General features: G+C 40.6%; 21 protein-coding genes. 19 read left to right on the plus strand and 2 right to left on the minus strand.

Annotated elements, in window-relative coordinates; genetic code table 11:
* On the minus strand, positions 1-975 hold the full coding sequence (locus Q1R07_RS14660) for a polyprenyl synthetase family protein (protein WP_300491689.1): 975 nt from the start codon (positions 973-975) through the stop codon (positions 1-3).
* A gap of 137 nt (positions 976-1,112) precedes the next feature.
* On the opposite strand from Q1R07_RS14660, the gene Q1R07_RS14665 reads away from it, so the two are divergent.
* Genes Q1R07_RS14665 through Q1R07_RS14680 form a run of 4 tightly spaced genes read left to right on the plus strand, consistent with a single transcriptional unit; the run spans position 1,113 to position 7,353 of the window.
* Positions 1,113-1,712: a TetR/AcrR family transcriptional regulator gene (locus Q1R07_RS14665; protein ID WP_300491691.1), complete on the plus strand. Its 600-nt coding sequence runs from the start codon at positions 1,113-1,115 to the stop codon at positions 1,710-1,712.
* A gap of 7 nt (positions 1,713-1,719) precedes the next feature.
* A complete protein-coding gene (locus Q1R07_RS14670) occupies positions 1,720-3,054 on the plus strand; it encodes a TolC family protein (RefSeq protein WP_300491693.1) in 1,335 nt (444 codons plus the stop codon).
* Between the two features lie 12 nt (positions 3,055-3,066).
* Positions 3,067-4,131 (plus strand): efflux RND transporter periplasmic adaptor subunit, encoded by a 1,065-nt coding sequence (locus Q1R07_RS14675; RefSeq protein WP_300491695.1) that lies wholly within the window; start codon positions 3,067-3,069, stop codon positions 4,129-4,131.
* A 48-nt stretch (positions 4,132-4,179) separates the two neighbouring features.
* Positions 4,180-7,353, plus strand: a complete 3,174-nt coding sequence (locus Q1R07_RS14680) for an efflux RND transporter permease subunit (protein ID WP_300491697.1) — start codon at positions 4,180-4,182, stop codon at positions 7,351-7,353.
* 126 nt (positions 7,354-7,479) lie between these two features.
* On the opposite strand, the gene Q1R07_RS14685 is transcribed toward Q1R07_RS14680, so the two are convergent.
* Positions 7,480-7,827, minus strand: coding sequence for a membrane-binding protein (locus Q1R07_RS14685; RefSeq protein WP_136403893.1), 348 nt, complete (start codon positions 7,825-7,827; stop codon positions 7,480-7,482).
* Positions 7,828-8,056: 229 nt separating this feature from the next.
* Between Q1R07_RS14685 and aspS the strand changes: the two genes are divergently transcribed.
* The 15 genes from aspS to Q1R07_RS14760 all read left to right on the plus strand — a co-directional run bounded on the left by aspS (position 8,057) and on the right by Q1R07_RS14760 (position 21,917).
* Positions 8,057-9,808 (plus strand): aspartate--tRNA ligase, encoded by a 1,752-nt coding sequence (gene aspS, locus Q1R07_RS14690; RefSeq protein ID WP_300491700.1) that lies wholly within the window; start codon positions 8,057-8,059, stop codon positions 9,806-9,808.
* A 173-nt stretch (positions 9,809-9,981) separates the two neighbouring features.
* On the plus strand, positions 9,982-10,182 hold the full coding sequence (locus tag Q1R07_RS14695) for a cold-shock protein (protein WP_136403891.1): 201 nt from the start codon (positions 9,982-9,984) through the stop codon (positions 10,180-10,182).
* A 237-nt stretch (positions 10,183-10,419) separates the two neighbouring features.
* Positions 10,420-10,785 (plus strand): NADH-quinone oxidoreductase subunit A, encoded by a 366-nt coding sequence (locus Q1R07_RS14700; RefSeq protein ID WP_136403890.1) that lies wholly within the window; start codon positions 10,420-10,422, stop codon positions 10,783-10,785.
* A 64-nt stretch (positions 10,786-10,849) separates the two neighbouring features.
* Positions 10,850-11,401, plus strand: a complete 552-nt coding sequence (locus Q1R07_RS14705; RefSeq protein WP_300491702.1) for an NADH-quinone oxidoreductase subunit B — start codon at positions 10,850-10,852, stop codon at positions 11,399-11,401.
* Position 11,402: 1 nt separating this feature from the next.
* On the plus strand, positions 11,403-11,924 hold the full coding sequence (locus tag Q1R07_RS14710; RefSeq protein ID WP_300491704.1) for an NADH-quinone oxidoreductase subunit C: 522 nt from the start codon (positions 11,403-11,405) through the stop codon (positions 11,922-11,924).
* 32 nt (positions 11,925-11,956) lie between these two features.
* Positions 11,957-13,192: an NADH-quinone oxidoreductase subunit D gene (locus Q1R07_RS14715; RefSeq protein ID WP_300491706.1), complete on the plus strand. Its 1,236-nt coding sequence runs from the start codon at positions 11,957-11,959 to the stop codon at positions 13,190-13,192.
* Positions 13,193-13,197: 5 nt separating this feature from the next.
* Positions 13,198-13,728 (plus strand): NAD(P)H-dependent oxidoreductase subunit E, encoded by a 531-nt coding sequence (locus Q1R07_RS14720; RefSeq protein ID WP_136403886.1) that lies wholly within the window; start codon positions 13,198-13,200, stop codon positions 13,726-13,728.
* Between the two features lie 4 nt (positions 13,729-13,732).
* Positions 13,733-15,100: an NADH-quinone oxidoreductase subunit NuoF gene (gene nuoF / locus Q1R07_RS14725; RefSeq protein ID WP_300491709.1), complete on the plus strand. Its 1,368-nt coding sequence runs from the start codon at positions 13,733-13,735 to the stop codon at positions 15,098-15,100.
* Positions 15,101-15,116: 16 nt separating this feature from the next.
* The gene (locus tag Q1R07_RS14730) at positions 15,117-16,145 is read left to right on the plus strand and encodes a 2Fe-2S iron-sulfur cluster-binding protein (RefSeq protein WP_300491711.1); all 1,029 of its coding nucleotides are present in this window, start codon (positions 15,117-15,119) and stop codon (positions 16,143-16,145) included.
* Between the two features lie 6 nt (positions 16,146-16,151).
* Complete coding sequence (nuoH, locus tag Q1R07_RS14735) at positions 16,152-17,183, plus strand: NADH-quinone oxidoreductase subunit NuoH (protein WP_136403883.1); 1,032 nt, start codon at positions 16,152-16,154, stop codon at positions 17,181-17,183.
* A gap of 15 nt (positions 17,184-17,198) precedes the next feature.
* Complete coding sequence (locus tag Q1R07_RS14740) at positions 17,199-17,744, plus strand: NADH-quinone oxidoreductase subunit I (RefSeq protein ID WP_136403882.1); 546 nt, start codon at positions 17,199-17,201, stop codon at positions 17,742-17,744.
* 2 nt (positions 17,745-17,746) lie between these two features.
* Entirely contained in the window at positions 17,747-18,253 is a 507-nt protein-coding gene (locus tag Q1R07_RS14745) for an NADH-quinone oxidoreductase subunit J (protein ID WP_300491716.1), read from the plus strand.
* A gap of 6 nt (positions 18,254-18,259) precedes the next feature.
* A complete protein-coding gene (gene nuoK / locus Q1R07_RS14750; RefSeq protein WP_136403880.1) occupies positions 18,260-18,580 on the plus strand; it encodes an NADH-quinone oxidoreductase subunit NuoK in 321 nt (106 codons plus the stop codon).
* Between the two features lie 6 nt (positions 18,581-18,586).
* Complete coding sequence (gene nuoL / locus Q1R07_RS14755; protein ID WP_300491719.1) at positions 18,587-20,473, plus strand: NADH-quinone oxidoreductase subunit L; 1,887 nt, start codon at positions 18,587-18,589, stop codon at positions 20,471-20,473.
* Positions 20,474-20,483: 10 nt separating this feature from the next.
* Positions 20,484-21,917: an NADH-quinone oxidoreductase subunit M gene (locus Q1R07_RS14760; RefSeq protein ID WP_300491721.1), complete on the plus strand. Its 1,434-nt coding sequence runs from the start codon at positions 20,484-20,486 to the stop codon at positions 21,915-21,917.
* Position 21,918: the final 1 nt, after the last annotated feature.

Consider the following 21,918-nt stretch of genomic DNA (forward strand, 5'->3'; position numbering starts at 1 on the left):
TTATACTTGTCGTTTCATCAGGTTTATCCCGAAATCTTTTAGTTCCCGTTTTTTCTCCGTCGAAATATTCATTTTTTCCAGGGTTTCGAATGCTTTTAACGTATAGGCTTCGATCGCTTCCTGCGTTACTTTGGCCGCTCCCGTTTCGATAAAAATAGTTTTAACCGACGCAATTTTATCGCTATTATCTACCGGCTGAATCGAAAATAAATGTTGCAACTCGGCTTTGGTTCCGTCGTTGGCAAATTCAAGTGCTTTTAAATACAAATAGGTCTTTTTGTTTTCGATAATATCACCACCAACCTGTTTTCCAAAAGTCAGCGGATCACCAAAAGCATCCAGATAATCGTCCTGTAACTGGAAGGCAATTCCGAGATTTAATCCAAAATCATATATCAGATCGGCATTTTCAACAGTTGCTTCCGCTACAATGGCGCCCATTTTCATGGCTGCTCCAACCAACACTGCGGTTTTGTATTCGATCATTTTCAGGTATTCCGGAATGGTCACATCGTCACGTTGTTCGAAATCGACATCCCATTGTTGTCCTTCGCAAACTTCCAAAGCGGTTTTGCTGAATAGTTTTGCAAGAGCCGAAAAAATACGGGGTTCGTATTGTTCGAAATATTGGTAGGCCAGAATCAGCATCGCATCACCCGATAAAATCCCGGTATTGATGTCCCACTTTTCGTGTACCGTTTCATTTCCTCTTCGCAAAGGCGCATCATCCATAATATCATCGTGAATCAACGAAAAATTATGAAACAGCTCCACTGCGGTTGCCGCCGCCATCGCCCGATTCGCATCGGTATCGAAAATTTCTGCCGCCATCAGCGTTAAAACCGGCCGCATTCGCTTACCTCCCAACGATAAAATATAGACAATCGGGTCGTATAAATTCCTCGGTTCTTTTTCGATCGAAAGTTTTGAAAAGTGTTCTGCAATGAGCGTCTGATAATAACTTACTGGGTGCATACCTGATATTTTCGGCTAAAATAGCGCAAATATCCGCGCCGTCAAAGCAAAAAATTTATGTTAAAATATCGTAAAAACTTTGGAAACTTTTTTAGTATTAAAAGTTTCCTTTATACATTTGCCGAAATTTTTTGACCATGAAAAACGAAATTTTAGAGAAAGCATCCGACATGTTCCTGAATCTTGGCTTTAAAAGTGTGACGATGGATGATATCGCTTCTGAAATGGGTATTTCAAAAAAAACCATTTACGAACACTATGCCACAAAAGTGGAATTAGTGAAAGCGGCGACTACCTATTTGTTTGAAAAAATATCGTCGGGTATTGATCAGATCTGCACACTGGGCAAAAATCCGATCGAAGAATTATTCGATATCAAAGATTATGTTCAGCACAATATAAAAGAGGAAAACTCCTCGACCATATTCCAGTTACAGAAATACTATCCTAAAATCCACGATTGTTTAAAATCGATGCAATTTGAAAAAATGGACACTTGTGTGATCGACAACCTGAACCGCGGTAAAGCAGCCGGATTATTCCGTCAGGAAATCGATGTAGATTTTATCGGACGTATTTACTATGCCAGCGCCATGAGCACGATGGACATTGAATTGTTTCCGGAAAAAATGTACACCCGTAAGGAACTGGATGAAAAACTGCTGGAATATCACGTTCGCGGTATTGCCACTCCGAAAGGGATTGAAATCTTAGAAAAATTACTCATTAATCAATAAACATCATATGAAAACAAGAATAACAATTGCGTTATTATTTTTTGCCATTGTCTCCCAGGCTCAGGTACAGCGTTTGTCATTAAAAGACGCGCTGAAATATGCTTTGGAAAATAAAGCCGACGCCAAAAAGGCCAAGCTGGAAGTGGAAAACAGTAATCACAAAATAGCCGAAGTGCGTTCCCGTGCCTTACCGCAAATCAGTTTGAACGGAAGCCTTACCTATAACCCTATCTTACAGTTAAATGCCTTACCGGGTGATTTCTTCGGACAACCGGGTACGACTATTTTAGCGCCGTTAGGACAAAAATGGAATTCGGTTGGTGGTGCTTCCTTAACTCAGAATATTTTCGACTATTCGGTTTTTACGGGTTTAAAAGCGGCCAAATCAACACGTGAGTTCTATCAGGTAAATGCACAGTTAACCGAAGAGCAAGTGATCGAAAAAGTAGCCAATGCCTACTATCAGGTGTTTGTTCAAAAACAAAAACTAAATACGATCGACAGCACATTGGACAATACAACCAAAGTGCGTAACATCATCGACGGTCAGTTTAAAAACGGATTGGCTAAAAAAATCGATTTGGATCGTGTAAATGTTAAATTGATCAACTTAAACTCAACAAGACAACAATTGGTCAATGGGGTACAAATGCAGGAAAACTCATTAAAGTTCCTTATCGGTTTACCGGCTTCCACGCCTATCGAAATCGTAAAAGAGGATATTCAGGTAAAACCGTTTATAAACGAAACACCATCGGTTACGAATCGTTCCGAATATCAATTGCTTGAAAAACAAAAAACACTTTTAAAATACCAGAAAGAGTCTTTTGTAGCCGAGCATTATCCAACGCTATCGCTTACAGCCAACTATAACTATATCGGACAAGGTCCTGTGATGCCTTTGGGTGCCAAACCTGCTGACGGTGTATACTGGTCGGATTTCTCAGCGATCGGATTAAACCTTAAAATTCCTGTTTTTACCGGTTTTGCGACACGCTCAAAAATCAGACAGGCGGATATCAGTTTACAAAAAATCGAAGAAGATCTTAAAGACTCTCAATTGGCTTTAGGATTGGAATTTGAAAATGCCAAATCGCAATTGAACAATAGTTTGATCACGATCAACAACCAAAAAGAAAATGTGACGCTGGCACAGGAAGTTTTCAGCAACACTAAAAACAATTACGTTAACGGGCTGGCTTCTTTAACCGACCTGTTGGATTCTGAAAATGCATTAACAGAAGCAAAAAACAACTATACTTCTGCATTATTGGAATACAAAATGGCCGAGATTCAGATCATCAAGTCCAAAGGAGAACTAAAAACACTTTTAAATCAATAACCATCAATCAATATGAAGAAAAAAATTATCACAGCAGTCGTTATATTAGGTTCTTTAGGCCTGATCGCTTATGTGTTAAGCAGCAATAAAGCAAAGAATGAAGAGAAAACAGCCGTGGTTGCCGAAACCAATGCTACGGTTGTGGTAAAAATTGACACGATAAAAACACAGCCGGTAGCTATGGATTTCGTAGCCAACGGAAATTTCTATCCGTCTCAGGAATTGAATTTTTCGGCCGAAAATTCCGGACGTGTAACCAAAGTTTTGGTGGATGAAGGAACACCGGTACGTATCGGTCAGACTTTAGCGATAATCAAAGCCGATAAAATCAACGTGGATTTACAAAATGCGGAAGCATCGTATCAGAATGCCGCTACCGACGCACAACGTTTTGAAAGCGCTTATAAAACCGGCGGGGTTACCAAACAACAGCTGGATCAGGCAAAACTGGCGCTTGCCAATGCCAAAGCGCATTTACAACAAGCCCGAATCACATTAGGTGATGCCAGTATCAAATCGTCTATCAACGGAATCGTAAACAAACGTTTTATCGAGCCTGGATCGGTGGTTTCTCCGGGAACACAATTGTTCGAATTGGTTAACGTATCGACTTTAAAATTAAAAGTTACCGTAAGCGAAGATCAAATCGCCGGACTTAAAATCGGTTCGCCAATTAAAGTAAAAGCCAGCGTTTATCCGGATAAAGAATTTAACGGAAAAATCACATTTATCGCACCTAAAGCCGATAGCAGTCTGAACTTTCCGGTAGAGATCGAAATCGCAAACAATGCCGGAAACGACCTGAAAGCAGGTATGTATGGAACGGCTTTATTCTCACCATCAAGCGACAAAACGCCATTAATGATTGCACCGCGTAATGCATTCGTAGGAAGTGTGAGCGCCAATCAGGTTTTTGTAATGCAAAAAGACGGAACGGCGAAAATGAAAAATGTAACCGCCGGAAGAATCATCGGAGAAAAAGTGGAAATCCTTAACGGATTAAGCAATGGGGATATTGTGATCACCAGTGGTCAGATCAACTTAACTGATGGTGCAAAAGTTACGGTTTTAAAATAGTTAGGTGTTGCTTCGAGACAACATAAGACTTAAAACTTAAAGAAACATATGAAATTAGCAGAAATATCCATAAAACGCCCGTCACTAATTGTCGTTCTCTTTACGATTCTGACATTAGGGGGACTATTCAGCTACGGCCTTTTGGGTTACGAGTTGATCCCGAAATTCGAAAATAACGTAATCAGTATTTCGACCATCTATCCCGGTGCTTCTCCTGGTGAGGTGGAAAATACGGTGACAAAAAAAATTGAGGATGCGATTTCCTCTTTGGAGAACATTAAAAAAATTGACTCCAAATCGTACGAAAGTTTATCCGTTGTAGCGATCCAGTTAAATAACAATGCCAATGTGGATTATGCTTTAAATGACGCACAACGTAAGATCAACGCGGTTTTAAGTGACCTTCCGGACGACGTAAAACAACCGTCATTGAGTAAATTCTCCCTGAGTGATTTACCGATTATGACCATTGCAGCCAATGCCAAAATGGACGAAGCACAGTTCTTCGATTTGATCGACAAAAAGATCAGTCCGATTTTATCCCGTGTAAATGGTGTGGCACAGATCCGTCTGATTGGTGGTCAGGAACGTGAGATTCAGGTAAACATGGATGCCAACAAAATGAAAGGCTATGGTTTATCGGTTCCGCAGGTGCAACAAGGAATTCTTACTTCCAATTTGGATTTCCCTACCGGAAACATCCAAACCCGTGATCAAAAGATCCTGATCCGTTTGGCCGGTAAATATAAAACGGTAGAAGAATTGCGAAATCTGATTGTATCCGATAATAAAGGCGTTCAAATTCGCCTTATGGATATCGCCGATGTACAGGATACACAAAAAGACGTGGAAAAAATTGCCCGTGTAGATGAGAAAAATGCGATCATCCTTCAGGTAATCAAACAATCGGATGCGAATGCCGTAGAGGTAAGTGAGCACATCCAAAAATTATTAGGACAATTAAAAGTAGACTACAAAGCACAGGATTTACAGTTGGATATCGCCAACGATAGCTCGGTGTTTACACTTCAGGCAGCCGATTCGGTTATCCACGATTTGATTCTTGCGGTTATCCTGGTAGCATTGGTAATGTTGTTTTTCCTTCACAGTGTACGTAACTCCTTGATCGTAATGGTATCGATTCCGGCTTCGTTAATCGCGACGTTTATCGGATTCGTATTCCTGGATTATACCCTAAACTTAATGAGTTTATTAGGTCTTTCACTTGTAGTAGGTATTCTTGTGGATGACGCAATTGTGGTATTGGAAAATATATATAGGCACATGGAGATGGGTAAAAACCGGGTTCGCGCCGCATACGATGCAACAGCCGAAATCGGTGGAACGGTAGTTTCGATTACGTTGGTAATCGTGGTGGTATTCTTACCGATCGCGATGAGTACCGGATTGGTATCGAACATTATTACGCAGTTCTGTGTAACCGTAATTATCTCTACCTTATTATCATTGCTTTCATCCTTTACTATTGTACCTTGGTTATCGTCTCGTTTCGGTAAATTGGAGCACATTGAAGGTAAAAACTTATTCGGACGTATCATTTTAGGATTCGAAAGTATCTTAACTCGTTTTACCAACTGGGTAAGTGATATTCTGGTTTGGTGTTTGGGTCATAAGAAAACAACATTGGGGATTGTTGCCGGTTTATTCTTCGCATCTTTATATATGGTTGCTGGTGGATATGTGGGTGGTGAGTTCTTCGCCCGTTCGGATGCCGGTGAATTCTTAGTGCAAATTGAAATGCCAAAAGATGCTTCATTAGAGCAAACCAACTTTATGACGCAAAAAGCGGAGGATTTCCTTAAAAAACAAAAAGAAGTAAAAAGCTTGATCACTACTGTAGGTCAAACCAGTGAAGGTTTTGGTGGAACACAGGCAACTGCTTATAAATCGGAGATCCGTGTAAAATTAGTAGATCAGGATCAACGTGAGGATGACTCGTATGTATATGCGGCGAAGACCAAACTTAAAATGCAAAACGTATTAGTTGGTCCGAAAATCAAAACCGTAGGTATGAGTATCATGGGTACTGCCGAAGAAGCGCCATTGGCGTTGGTCGTTACGGGTACAACTTTAGACAGCGCAATGGTTTTTGCCAAAGCAGCCGAAAAAGAATTGTATAAAATTAAAGGAGCTTCGGAGATTAAATTATCGGTTGAAACCGGAAACCCGGAGGTTAACGTTCAGGTAGATCGTGATAAAATGGCGGCTTTAGGGCTTACATTACAAACGGTGGGTATGACAATGCAAACGGCTTTTAGTGGTAACACCGATGGTAAATACCGTGCCGGAGAATACGAATACGACATCAATATCCGATACAACGCTTTCGACAGAAAGAACATCAACGATGTAAGTAACCTTATCTTCGTTAATAATAAAGGAGAACAAATCAAATTATCGCAATTCGCAACGGTAAAAGAAGGATCCGGACCAAGCCAGTTAGAGCGTCGTGATAAGAGTGCTTCGGTTACCGTACAGGGACAAACCGTAGGTCGTCCTACCGGTACTGTTGCTGCGGAATGGCAATCGGCTTTCGAAAAATTACACAAACCAACCGGAGTAAACTACGTTTGGGGTGGTGATATGGAAAACCAGACCGAAGGTTTTGGTACTTTAGGATTTGCATTATTAGCGGCGATCATTTTGGTTTACTTAGTAATGGTTGGACTTTACGACAGTTATGTTCACCCGTTTGTAGTATTGTTCTCGGTTCCGTTATCGTTTATCGGTGCGTTACTGGCCTTAGGTTTAACCAACAACTCGTTAAATATCTTTACCATTCTGGGGATCATCATGTTGATCGGATTGGTGTGTAAGAATGCGATTATGTTGGTCGACTTTACCAACCAACGTCGTGCGGCCGGTGAATCAATTCACGATGCATTGATCCAGGCGAACCATGCGCGTCTTCGTCCGATTTTGATGACGACTATTGCGATGGTGTTTGGTATGTTACCGATCGCATTGGCTTCAGGTGCCGGTGCTGAGTGGAAAAACGGTTTGGCCTGGGTTATTATTGGAGGTTTGATCAGTTCGTTATTCCTGACATTGGTTATCGTTCCGGTAATCTATGATATCATGGAAAAAATTGTTCACAAATTCTCCAAAGGCAAATCAACCGATTATGCTCAGTTGATGGTGGAAGACTATGTTCCGAACGAAATAAGTGAAGACGGTTTTACACCAACCCATAAAATGTAAACAAACAAAGCAATTTAAACTAAGAATGGCGGTTATGAAATTTCATAACCGCCATTCCTCATTTAGAAGCGAACCCTATTAAGGTCCTGCGAACAGTATTAATTTTTTTTGAAGGTCAAACCGTAATTAATTTCTGTTTACTAACGCTTCCTGTTTCCAGTTTTTGATATCAGAAATTCTGCTGTTGGAATAATCTACTTCGCTTAGCGTCGCTTTATTCCAGAAAAACCATTTTCCGGTTTTTTGTCCGTCTGCATATTCTCCTATCGCCTGCTTGGATCCGTCTTCGTTAAACGAAGCCCATTTTCCATGCGGTTTTGCATCTTTGTAAAAGCCTTCCTGTTTCAACTGACCATTATCATAATAATAGGTCGCCTTGACTAAATTACCGACAATCTCATATTTAGGTTCTACATTTTGAGCGAAAATCACTCCAGAAAACAGCAACAATCCGGCAATTAAGTTCTTTTTCATAGCTTTAGTTTTTAAATAGTTAATCAATTCTAAATCAAATTTAAAAAATGTATTTACAATTTCAAAACTTTCACTTAACAATTTCGTAACATTGCAGTTAAATTTAACATTGGAAGCCTGTTTTAAGGCAATTCGGATTCCTTTTCCTGATTTTATTCCACAGAAACTTTAACCTATTGACTTTAAACTTGAAACAAAAAACCTAAATTTGCGCATAAATTTTTAAGAAATGTACAGAAGTCATAATTGTGGAGCGTTACGAGCTTCCGATAGCAACAAAGAAGTTACTTTAGCCGGATGGGTGCAAAAAACACGTGATAAAGGTTTTATGATATGGGTGGACTTACGCGACCGTTACGGAATTACACAATTAATTTTTGATGCCAACAGAACGAGTCCGGAAGTTTTTGAAAAAGCAAAAACATTAGGCCGTGAATTTGTAGTTCAGGTAAAAGGAACCGTGATTGAACGCGAATCCAAAAATCCAAATATGCCAACCGGTGATATCGAAATTTTGGTTAACGAACTAAATGTTTTGAATACCGCTTTAACCCCTCCGTTTACAATCGAAGATGAAACCGATGGTGGTGAAGATATCCGTATGAAGTTCCGTTATCTGGATATTCGTCGTAATCCGGTAAAAAACAATTTGTTGTTCCGTCATAAAGTGGCACAGGAAGTACGTAACTACTTGTCGGCACAAGACTTCTGTGAAGTGGAAACACCGTATTTAATTAAGTCGACTCCGGAAGGCGCACGTGATTTCGTTGTCCCATCCCGTATGAACGAAGGTCAGTTTTATGCCTTACCACAATCGCCGCAAACCTTTAAACAGTTGTTAATGGTAGGTGGTATGGATAAATATTTCCAGATCGTAAAATGTTTCCGCGACGAGGATTTAAGAGCTGACAGACAACCGGAATTTACACAAATTGACTGTGAAATGGCTTTCGTAGAACAGGAAGACATCCTGGATACTTTCGAAGGACTAACCCGTCATTTATTAAAAGAAATAAAAGGTATTGAAGTAGACAAATTCCCACGAATGACCTACGATCATGCCATGAAAACCTACGGTAACGACAAACCGGATATCCGTTTCGGAATGGAATTCGGAGAATTGAACGACGTAGCACAACATAAAGAATTTGCCGTATTTAACTCGGCCGAATTAGTAGTTGGTATCGCCGTTCCCGGTACTGCAAGCTATACCCGTAAAGAGATCGACAACCTTATTGACTGGGTAAAACGCCCACAAATTGGCGCGTCCGGTATGGTATATTGTAAATACGAAGCCGACGGTTCTTTAAAATCATCGGTTGATAAATTCTACGATCAGGACGATTTAGCCAACTGGGCAAAAGCGACCAACGCAAAACCAGGTGACCTAATTTTGGTTTTATCCGGTCCGGCTCACAAAACCCGTACACAGTTAAGCGCCTTACGTATGGAAGTAGCAACCCGTTTGGGATTGCGTAAATCCGACGAGTTCGCGCCGTTATGGGTAGTAGATTTCCCACTTTTGGAATGGGACGAAGAAAGTGCTCGTTTCCACGCGATGCACCACCCGTTTACCTCTCCAAAACCGGAAGACATGCATTTATTAGACACCGATCCGGGTAAAGTGAGAGCAAACGCCTACGATATGGTATTGAACGGAAATGAGATTGGTGGTGGATCAATTCGTATCCACGATAAAGAAACCCAAAAATTAATGTTCCAACATTTAGGATTCTCCGATGAAGAGGCAAAAGCACAATTCGGATTCCTGATGGACGCGTTCCAATATGGTGCACCACCACATGGCGGACTGGCATTTGGTCTTGACCGACTGGTTTCTATTTTAGGCGGACAGGAAACGATTCGCGATTTTATTGCTTTTCCGAAAAATAATTCCGGTAGAGACGTAATGATTGATGCTCCTGCTGCGATCGACAACAAGCAACTTGAAGAATTATCGATAAAATTAGACCTTAAATAATATCGTAAAGCGGAGTAACATCCGCTTTTTTTTATCGATTTTAAAAAAAATTAACACTAATTTAAAGTCTTCAAAATTTAAACATTTTTGTTTGTTTTTTTTCATCAAAAACTTGCTTGTGTTAAAAAAAAGTATATCTTTGAGTATTATTAATTATTTTTTATTATTACACTATGCGAACAGGCAAAGTAAAATTTTTTAATGAATCCAAAGGTTATGGATTTATTACTGACGAAGAAACTGGAAAAGACATTTTTGTTCACGCTACAGGAATTAAAGTTGAAACTTTAAACGAAGGCGACAAAGTTTCTTACGAAGAAGAAGACGGAAGAAAAGGTAAAGTAGCTGCTAAAGTAGTAGTTATCGAAGACTAATATATATATTAATTTTTGGTTACCTAAATGGACTAAGCCGCTCATAACCGAGCGGCTTTTTTATATTTTCACTTTCCTTAAAAATAGTTCCTCAAAATTTTGTTATTTATATTTAGTCTAAATATGTTTTGCATTTATGACAGAAAACAACGGTAAATTGATTAAAAAATAAGGTTGCTTATCCCGTTTAGGAGTGTATATTTGTGAATTATTTCCAGAATTAAGAGAACTAAAATCATGCAAACAAATCAAATTGATTACATTCCAATAGTGATGCAATCACTACTAGCTATCGGGTTTGTGGTTACAACGATCATAATTTCAGGGCTATTAGGTCCTAAAAGACACTCTCAAAACAAGGACAAAAACTTCGAGTGCGGTATCGAATCTGTAGGAAACGCCCGTATTCCTTTCTCCGTTAAATACTTTTTAGTCGCCATATTATTTGTTCTTTTTGATGTTGAAGTAATCTTCATGTATCCATGGGCTGTGAATTTCAAAGCTATGGGTGTTGAAGGTTTTATGAAAATGGGTATTTTCATGACGCTTCTTGTCGTAGGTTTCTTCTACGTAATCAAGAAGAAAGGATTGGAATGGGAATAAAGAATTCAGAATTTTAATCTGTCTCAAAATACTTGGGATACTTAAAGTTTAAAATAATAAAACGATGAGTGATACTTCAAAATATAATACGGTAGACGCACCGGAAGGATATGCCGGTGAAGGTTTCTTTGCTACCAAATTGGATTCCGTTGTCGGATTAGCCAGAGCCAACTCGCTATGGCCTTTGCCTTTTGCAACTTCATGCTGTGGTATTGAATTTATGGCTACTATGGCCGCTCACTACGATGTGGCACGTTTCGGATCGGAACGTATGAGTTTCTCACCAAGACAAGCCGATATGCTTTTGGTTATGGGTACTATCGCTAAAAAAATGGCGCCTATCTTACGTCAGGTATACGAGCAAATGTCCGAACCAAAATGGGTTATTGCCGTAGGTGCCTGCGCTTCTTCAGGTGGTGTATTCGACACGTATTCTGTACTTCAGGGAATCGATAAAGTAATCCCGGTTGACGTATATGTTCCCGGATGTCCGCCAAGACCGGAACAAATTCTGGATGGTATTATGCGACTTCAGGAGATTGTTAAAAGCGAATCCGTAAGACGAAGAGGCTCCGACGAATATAAAGATTTATTAGGTTCTTATAACATCAAGTAAAATGGCTTTAGAAACCTCTGTAATACAAAAAAAACTAATTGAAAACTTCGGTTTAAAAGTAACCGATTTCTTTCAACAACATGATATTTTCACATTTGAAGTAGCATCAGACTCTATCGTAGAAGTTATGAAATTTCTAAGAGATGATGCTACTTTACGTTTTAATTTCCTAACCGATTTGTGTGGTATTCATTACCCGGATTACGAAAAAGAACGCCAGTTTGCCGTGGTATACCACATGCACAACTGGATGGACAATGTTCGTATCCGTATCAAATGCTATTTGGATGGCGATAAACCCGAAATCGATACGGTTTCCGGATTATTCCTAAGCTCCAACTGGCAGGAAAGAGAAACCTATGATTTTTACGGGATTATTTTCAAAGGCCATCCGCAATTGAAACGTATCCTGAATATGGATGAAATGACCTCGTTCCCGCTTCGAAAAGAATTCCCTATGGAAGACAGCGGACGAACGGATAAAGACGACCGATTCTTCGGTAGAACATCCCAAAATTGCTAATAGTAACCTGAAAAAAATATTTTACAGCTAAAATGTCAGATCTATTATTATCACCGGAACACCGATATGCGAAAGAAATCGAAAAGAGACGCAATGAAGACGGCAGCGAACTTTCCATATTAAACCTGGGGCCAACGCACCCGGCGACACACGGTATTTTCCAAAATATCCTCCTAATGGACGGAGAACGGATCCTGGACGGCGAAGGAACTGTGGGTTATATCCACCGTGCTTTCGAAAAAATTGCCGAAAACAGACCGTTCTACCAGATTACGGTTTTAACCGATCGTATGAACTATTGCTCCGCTCCTATTAATAATATGGGTTGGTGGATGACTTTGGAAAAAGCACTTGGAATTGAAGTTCCAAAACGCGTACAATACCTTCGTGTTATTATAATGGAGTTAGCCCGTATTGCCGATCATATTATCTGTAGTTCGGTTATGGGTGTGGATACCGGAGCCTTAACCGGTTTCTTATATGTATTCCAGTTCCGTGAAAAAATCTATGAAATTTACGAAGAAATCTGCGGTGCCCGTTTAACAACAAACATGGGGCGTATCGGAGGTTTTGAAAGAGAATGGAGCCCGGAAGCTTTTAAAAAGATCGATGCCTTTTTGGAAGAGTTCCCTCCTATATGGACAGAGTTTGAAAACCTGTTAACCCGTAACCGTATCTTTATGGATCGTACTATCGGAGTTGGAGCTATTTCAGCCGAAAAAGCGATTAGCTATGGTTTTACAGGTCCTAACCTACGTGCTGCCGGTGTCGATTATGACGTTCGTGTAATGCAGCCGTACAGTTCTTACGAAGATTTTGAATTTAATATCCCTGTAGGAAAACACGGTGATACGTACGATCGTTTCTGCGTGCGTAATGCCGAGGTATGGGAAAGTTTAAGTATTATCCGTCAGGCGTTGGCAAAACTTCCGGAAGGACCTTTCCACGCTGATGTTCCGGATTATTATCTACCTCCAAAAGACGAAGTATACCACAATATGGAAGCGCTTATCTACCACTTTAAAATTGTGATGGGTGAAGTTCCGGTTCCGTTAACCGAAGTATACCATCCAGTAGAAGGCGGTAACGGAGAAGTTGGTTTCTATTTGATCACCGACGGTAGCCGTACCCCATATCGCTTGCATTTCAGAAGACCTTGTTTTATCTATTACCAGGCGTATAACGATATGGTTAGAGGACAAATGCTTTCGGATGCCATCGCAACTTTGTCAAGTCTTAACGTAATTGCAGGTGAATTAGACGCATAAGGATTATGGAAAATACACAGTATAAACAAGAAATAAATATCACGCCGGAACTGATGACGCGTATTAACGAGTTAATCGGCCATTATCCGGACGACAAAAGAAAATCGGCTTTATTGCCGGTATTACACGAAGTACAGGATGCACACGAAAACTGGTTAAGTTATCCGTTAATGGATAAAGTGGCCGAAATCCTAAACATCCAACCGATTGAAGTATATGAGGTAGTATCGTTTTATACGATGTACAACCAAAAACCAATCGGAAAATACATGTTCGAGTTTTGCCGTACTTCCTGTTGTGCCGTTCGCGGTGCCGAAGATCTGATGGATTATACCTGCGAAAAACTGGGTATCAAAGAAGGAGAAACCACTCCGGATGGTATGTTTACCGTTGTGGGTGTGGAATGTCTTGGTGCCTGCGGATACGCTCCGATGATGCAGGTTGGTGATTTCTACAAAGAGCACCTGACCAAAGAAAAGGTAGATACCATCATCGCGGAATGCAGAGAAGGAAAAATCAACTTACACGATAAATAATACCATGGGAAGAAAGATATTATTAGACAAGATAAACATTCCAGGTATCAAAACCTACGAAGTGTACCGCCAGAACGGAGGATATGCTTCTGTTGAAAAAGCACTGAAAACATTAACTCCAGACGAAGTAACCGAAGAAGTAAAAACTTCCGGATTACGAGGTCGTGGTGGAGCGGGTTTCCCCGTTGGACTAAAATGGAGTTTTATCGATAAAAAATCGGGTAAACCAAGACACCTGGTATGTAATGCCGACGAATCGGAACCGGGTACTTTTAAAGACCGTTTCCTGATGGAATATATCCCACACTTATTAATTGAAGGTATGATCACGTCCAGCTATGCGTTGGGTGCGAATCTGTCCTATATCTATATCCGTGGGGAATATATGTGGGTATTTAAAATCCTGGAAAGAGCCATCAAAGAAGCCTATGCGGCCGGATGGTTAGGAAAAAACATCTTAGGTACCGATTTCTCTTTGGACCTTCATGTGCATTGTGGTGCCGGAGCCTATATCTGTGGTGAGGAAACTGCTTTGATCGAATCATTGGAAGGAAAAAGAGGAAACCCACGAATCAAACCACCATTCCCGGCGGTTAGCGGTTTATGGGCCAACCCTACTGTAGTAAACAACGTAGAATCCATTGCAGCTGTGCCATGGATCGTTAATAATTCCGGAGCAGAGTATGCTACTATCGGAATCGGACGTTCTACAGGAACCAAATTGATTTCGGCTTCCGGACATATCAAAAACCCGGGTGTATACGAAATCGAATTGGGATTAAGTGTGGAGGAATTTATGAATTCCGACGAGTATTTAGGTGGAATGATGAACGACAGACCGCTTAAAGCTTTGGTTCCGGGAGGTTCATCCGTGCCAATTTTACCGGCACATTTAATCTATAAAACCGCAAACGGAGACGACCGTTTAATGTCGTACGAATCGTTGAGCGACGGTGGTTTTGCTACCGGTTCAATGTTGGGTTCCGGCGGATTTATTGTCTATAACGACACGACTTGTATCGTACGAAATACCTGGAATTTTTCCCGTTTCTACCACCACGAAAGCTGCGGACAGTGTTCGCCATGTCGTGAAGGTACCGGATGGTTGGAAAAAGTATTACACCGAATCGAAAACGGTCACGGACGTATGGAAGATATCGACTTGCTTTGGGACATTCAGAGCAAAATCGAAGGAAACACAATCTGTCCGTTGGGTGATGCTGCTGCATGGCCGGTGGCTGCCGCAATTCGTCACTTTAGAGACGAGTTCGAATACCACGTTCGTTTCCCGGAAAAGATCAAAAACAGAGATCACTTTGTGGAAGAACCTTTCGAAAAGGTACGCCACTTAATTGCAAAACAAACAGTATAAAGTCAAGAATCGCACTATGAAAGTTACTATAGACGGTCACGAAATAGAAGTAGAACCAGGAACCACTATCCTGCAGGCTGCCCGAATGATTGGAGGAGAATCCGTTCCGCCGGCAATGTGTTATTACTCCAAATTAAAAGGAAGCGGAGGAAAATGCCGTTGCTGTTTAGTAGAAGTTTCCAAAGGTAGTGATGCCAATCCTACGCCAATGCCTAAATTGATGGCATCGTGCGTAACTGGTGTTATGGACGGTATGGAAGTAAAAAGTATCTCTTCACCAAGAGTTGTGGAAGCCCGTAAATCGGTTACCGAATTCTTATTAATCAATCACCCGCTGGATTGTCCGGTTTGTGATCAGGCTGGTGAATGTGATCTGCAAAACCTAAGTTTTAATAACGGAAAATCCGAAACCCGTTTTATCGAAGAAAAAAGAACCTTCGAACCGGAAAACATCGGTGAAAATATTCAGTTACACATGAACCGTTGCATCCTGTGCTACCGTTGTGTGATGACAGCCGATCAGTTAACCGACGGACGTGTACACGGTGTTGTAAATCGTGGTGATCATTCGCAAATTTCAACCTGTATTTCCAAGGCGATCGATAATGAATTCTCCGGAAACATGATCGACGTATGTCCGGTTGGAGCGTTGACGGATAAAACCTTCCGTTTTAAATCGAGAGTTTGGTTTAACAAACCATTCAATGCACATAGAGACTGTGATAAATGTTGTGGAAAAACAACTGTTTGGATGTTCGGAAACGAAATTCAGCGTGTAACAGCCCGTAAAGATGAATACCACGAAGTAGAAGAGTTTATCTGTAACAGCTGTCGTTTTGACCATAAAGATGTAAAAGACTGGGTAATCGAAGGACCTCGTAAATTCGAGAAATTCTCCGTAATCAACCAGAACAACTACACCCGTAAACTGGACAAAGTAACGATCGAAACCGAAAAACAAATTCTTTTGGGTCGCGATCAGGACAGAAAGAAAATCAGTATGGTGGAAGTTCCGCTTAAGAACACCGAAAATTCTAAATCATAATACGCCATGGAGAGTACGATAATTATAGAAAAAAGTGTCATTATTATTGCAGTTTTCGCTTTAACCATGCTAATGGCCATGTATTCTACTTTGGCCGAACGTAAAATCGCGGCCTGGCTTCAGGATCGTGTCGGACCCAACCGTGCCGGTAAAGGGGGAATCCTGCAACCGCTTGCCGATGGTCTGAAATTGTTTTCAAAAGAAGAATTCTTACCGAATACCCCTAATAAATTCCTGTTTGTAATCGGACCTGCCATTTCGATGAGTATGGCCTTAATTACAAGTGCGGTAATTCCGTGGGGTGACAAATTGCATTTGTTCGGACGTGATATTATCCTTCAGGCTACCGATATCGACGTAGCGATGCTGTTTATCTTCGGCGTTTTGTCGGTGAGTGTATATGGTATTATGATTGGTGGATGGGCGTCAAACAATAAATTCTCCCTGATGAGTGCTATGCGTGCCGGATCGCAAATGATCTCGTACGAGGTAGCAATGGGACTGGCAATCATTGCTTTGGTGATGATGTCCGGAACGTTGAGCTTACGCGAAATCGCAGCACAACAATCCGGTATGAACTGGAATATTTTCTACCAGCCGCTTGGATTCCTGATCTTTTTAGTGTGTTCGTTTGCCGAAACCAACAGAACACCATTTGACCTTGCCGAGTGTGAGGCCGAGTTGATCGGTGGTTACCATACGGAATATTCGTCTATGAAAATGGGATTCTATTTATTCGCCGAATACGCGAGTATGTTTATCTCTTCAACGATTCTGGCCGTATTGTATTTCGGAGCCTACAACTACCCGGGAATGGACTGGGCTGTTGAAAACTGGGGTGTAAATATTGCCAACGTTATCGGAATGGTAGTCTTGTTTGCCAAAATCTGTTTCTTCATCTTCTTCTATATGTGGATTCGATGGACGATCCCGAGATTCCGATATGACCAGTTGATGAATTTGGGATGGAAGATGTTAATTCCTCTGGCCATTGTAAACATTGTTATAACGGGAGCAGTAATATTACTTTTCCAATAATAAAATAATACAGAAATGTCATTAGATACAGTTTCATTATCAGGAAGAAAAAAAGAGGTTTCCAACAAAAAGATGACTTTTTGGGAAAGCCTTTACCTGGTTGCGATCGCAAAAGGTTTAGTCATTACGATCCGCCACTTGTTTAAAAGAAAAGTTACGATTAAATACCCGGAACAAAAACGGGAATTTAGCCCGGTATATCGCGGTCAGCATATGTTAATGCGCGATGATGAAGGTCGTGAGCGTTGTACTGCCTGCGGACTTTGTGCGCTTTCCTGTCCGGCTGAGGCAATCACAATGAAAGCCGAAGAGCGTAAACCGGAAGAAAAACATTTATACCGCGAAGAAAAATACGCTTCGATCTACGAAATCAATATGTTGCGTTGTATTTTCTGCGGATTATGTGAAGAGGCTTGTCCGAAACAAGCGATTTACCTTACCAAATCGAAGGTTATCGTGAAATCGAACAGCAACCGTGAAGATTTTATCTACGGAAAAGACAAATTGGTAATGCCGTTGGAAATGGCTATCCAAAATACTAACCAGAATAAGGCAAGTTAATTATGATTGAAGTTTTATTTTATATACTATCGACCATTACACTAGGTACGGCACTGCTTACGATCTTTAGCAGAAACCCGATCCACAGTGCGATTTACCTGGTTATCTGTTTCTTTTCGATTGCAGGACATTACCTGTTACTAAATGCGCAGTTCCTTGCGATTGTGCACGTTATCGTATATTCCGGTGCCATCATGATCCTGATGTTGTTTACCATCATGTTGATGAACCTGAACAAAGAACACGAAAAACACAAACCAAAACTGATTATCATTGCCGCTACCATCGCCTTCTGTTTGGTTGCGTTGGTATTATTGGCTGCTTTACTAAAAACCAAACCGGTTGTAGAAAGTTATTACAATTCGGGTACCGACTTCCAGTCGATTAAAGTATTAGGTCAGGTGTTGTTAAACGAATACATGGTTCCATTCGAGTTTGCTTCGGTATTACTATTGGTAGCCATGATCGGTGCGGTATTAATTTCAAAAAAAGAAAAAGAAAAAGCCTAAATTGATATGGAACATATTTTAAAAGAAATAGGTGTAGAAACCTACTTATATTTATCGGCTCTACTATTCAGCATAGGTGTTTTTGGAATCCTTTTGCGTAGAAATGCCATCATCATGTTTATGTCTATCGAGATCATGTTGAATGCCGTGAATTTGCTATTGGTTGCGTTTTCTACCTTCCATCAGGATGCTTCCGGACAAGTGTTCGTATTTTTCTCGATGGCTGTGGCCGCTGCCGAAGTTGCCGTAGGTTTAGCGATTCTGGTTTCGATTTTCCGTAACCTTGGATCGATTGATATTGACAATTTAAAGAATTTAAAAGGATAATCCCTAATGGAGACAAGTTTAGTTTTACTCTTATTATTGGCCCCTTTTGTCGGGTTTTTATCTAATATATTTTTTGGAAAACAACTCGGTAAAACCGGTTCCGGTGTTCTGGGAACGTTAGCCGTTGTGGTTTCCTTCTTTGTTTCCTGCTACTTCTTCGCACAAGTAAGCGGAAGCAAACAGCCCATTAATGTGCATCTATTCGACTGGATTTCGCTTGGAAAATTCAGCATTAATTTCGATATACTATTAGATCAGTTATCCCTGTTATGGTTGCTGTTCGTTACCGGTATCGGATCGTTGATCCATATCTACTCGATCAGTTATATGCATGACGACGAAAACATCCATAAGTTTTTCGCCTACCTGAATTTGTTTATTTTCTTTATGATCACTTTGGTAGTGGGAAGCAACTTATTAATCATGTTTATCGGATGGGAAGGCGTTGGATTATGTTCCTACCTGTTAATCGGGTTCTGGCATAAAAACCAGGAATATAACGACGCTGCTAAAAAAGCATTTATCATGAACCGTATCGGGGATTTAGGTTTCCTGATTGGAATCTTTATCATCGGATATTTATTCAATTCATTGGATTTTAACGTAATCAAACAAGCGGTATTAACGGGATCAAATCCTGAAGTAGCCGGTTGGTTGAGTATCGCTACGTTGTGTTTATTTATCGGAGCTTCCGGTAAAAGTGCGCAAATTCCATTGTATACCTGGTTACCGGATGCGATGGCAGGACCAACTCCTGTTTCGGCTTTAATTCACGCTGCAACGATGGTAACAGCCGGTATCTTTATGATCACCCGTTTGAATTTCTTATTCGACCTAACACCGGATGTTCAGAATATCATTGCCGTGGTTGGAGCCATCACTTCGTTGGTAGCCGCTTCTATCGGATTGGTACAAAACGATATCAAAAAAGTATTGGCCTACTCTACCGTTTCCCAATTGGGATTAATGTTCCTGGCTTTAGGTTTGGGAGCTTATGAGGTAGCCGTATTCCATGTAATCACACACGCTTTCTTTAAAGCTTGTTTATTCCTTGGTTCGGGTTCGGTTATCCACGCCTTACACGGCGAACAGGATATGCGTAGAATGGGTGGTTTAAAAGGCGCGATGAAAGTTACTTTCCTTACGTTCCTATTGGCAACCCTTGCCATTTCGGGTATTCCGCCATTTGCCGGTTTCTTCTCTAAAGACGAAATCCTGATGGTAGCCTTCCACGAAAATAAAGTATTATGGGTAATCGCAGCAGTAGCATCTATCATGACTGCTTTCTATATGTTCCGTTTGTTATACCTGACATTCTTTAAAGAATTCAGAGGTACCGAAGAACAAAAACATCATTTACACGAAAGTCCGATGCTGATCACCTTCCCATTAATGGTTTTAGGCGTATTATCAGTAGTTGGTGGAGCAATCAGTCTTCCGGGTAACAGCTGGTTAAACCATTATCTGGAACCGATTTTTGCACATGCTCCGCACGAAGCACATCATTTGGGTACAACCGAATATATGTTAATGGCTTTTGCCGTTGTGGGAGCGCTTATCGGAATCGGAATTGCCTATTCCAAATACATCAAAAAAGCAGAAGTTCCGGCAGAAGACGATCAGATCACCGGTTTTGCCAAAGTGTTATACAACAAATACTATGTGGACGAAGCCTATATGGCCGTAATTGTAAAACCAATTTATTCGTTATCAAAATTCCTTAGGGATTATATTGAGACTGGATTGTCGCAAATTATCTTCGGATTCGGAGCGGTTGCCGACGGATTGGCTTTACAAGGTAAAAAATTACAAAACGGAAATATCGGTTTTTATTTATTCGCCTTTGTATTCGGACTTTGTTCGGTAGTGTTTTATTTATTCTTTTTACGATAATCTATTAAAAATGGACGTAACAATAGTACTCTTAATCTTATTACTCGGAGCGGTTGTCACTTATTTTTCAGGAAATAAAGCGGCATCCAAAGTAGCTTTGCTTTTTAGCGCAGTTGCTTTTGGCGCTTCCCTTATGATTCTAAATCAATATAATCAGGGAATCGATTGCGGTTTTTCAGCAGTCTGGATGACCAACCCAAATATCCTTTTCTCACTGAAAGCAGACGGACTGGCTTTAGCTATGGTACTTTTAACTACCGTATTAACGCCGTTAATCATACTGTCTTCTTTCGGAAACAATTTTAACAACGCCAAAAACTTCTACGCTTTAGTAATGTTTATGGCTTTTGCAATGACAGGTACTTTCCTGGCCTCCGACGGTTTCTTATATTATATTTTCTGGGAACTTTCGTTAATCCCGATTTATTTTATCGCATTACTTTGGGGGAATGGCGATGCCGCTGAACGCAAAAAAGCAGTAATCAAATTCTTTATCTATACGTTTGCCGGTTCGTTATTTATGTTGGTTGGGTTTATCTACCTGTACCAAAAAGCCGGAAGCTTCCAATTGGATAAATTATACGCATTGGAATTATCGTCTACAGAAGAGTTCTGGATTTTCCTGGCCTTTTTCTTTGCTTATGCGATCAAAATTCCAATCATCCCATTCCACACATGGCAGGCCAATGTATACCAGAAAGCACCAACTGTTGGAACCATGCTTTTATCCGGTATCATGCTTAAAATGGGATTATATTCCGTAATCCGTTGGCAGTTGCCAATCGCGCCGAATGCCGCTCAGGAATTACTATATACCATTGTTGGTTTAAGTATTGCCGGTGTTATTTACGGTTCGGTTGTAGCCTTAAAACAACGTGATTTAAAGAAATTATTAGCGTATTCGTCTTTGGCGCACGTAGGATTAATCGCTGCCGGATGTTATACGTTAACACTAGATGGTTTACGCGGTGCCGTATTGCAAATGATCGCACACGGTTTTGTAATCGTAGGTTTGTTCTTTGCTGCCGAAATCATTTACCGTCGTTTCGAAACCCGTACCATTGCCGACATGGGTGGTATCCGTTCACAATCACCAAAATTCACGTCGATGTTTATGATTCTGGTATTGGCATCGGTTGCCTTACCGGGGACGTTTAACTTTGTGGGTGAGTTTACCGTATTATACAGTTTGTTCCAAACCAATCTGGCCTTTGCCATCGTAGGTGGAACAACCATCATCCTGGGAGCATTCTATATGTTGCGTATGTTCCAACAGGCCATGTTAGGAGAAACAAATGCAAAACCATTTGCAGATGTGAGCTTTAATGAAGGAATTGTTTTTGTGCTAATCATCGGTTTCCTATTGTTCTTCGGATTGTATCCGAAACCAATTATCGATTTGATTACGCCAAGTATACAAGATATTTTAGTACATATTAAATAAA

It is taken from the genome of Flavobacterium sp., from assembly GCF_030146175.1.
Classification (GTDB): domain Bacteria; phylum Bacteroidota; class Bacteroidia; order Flavobacteriales; family Flavobacteriaceae; genus Flavobacterium.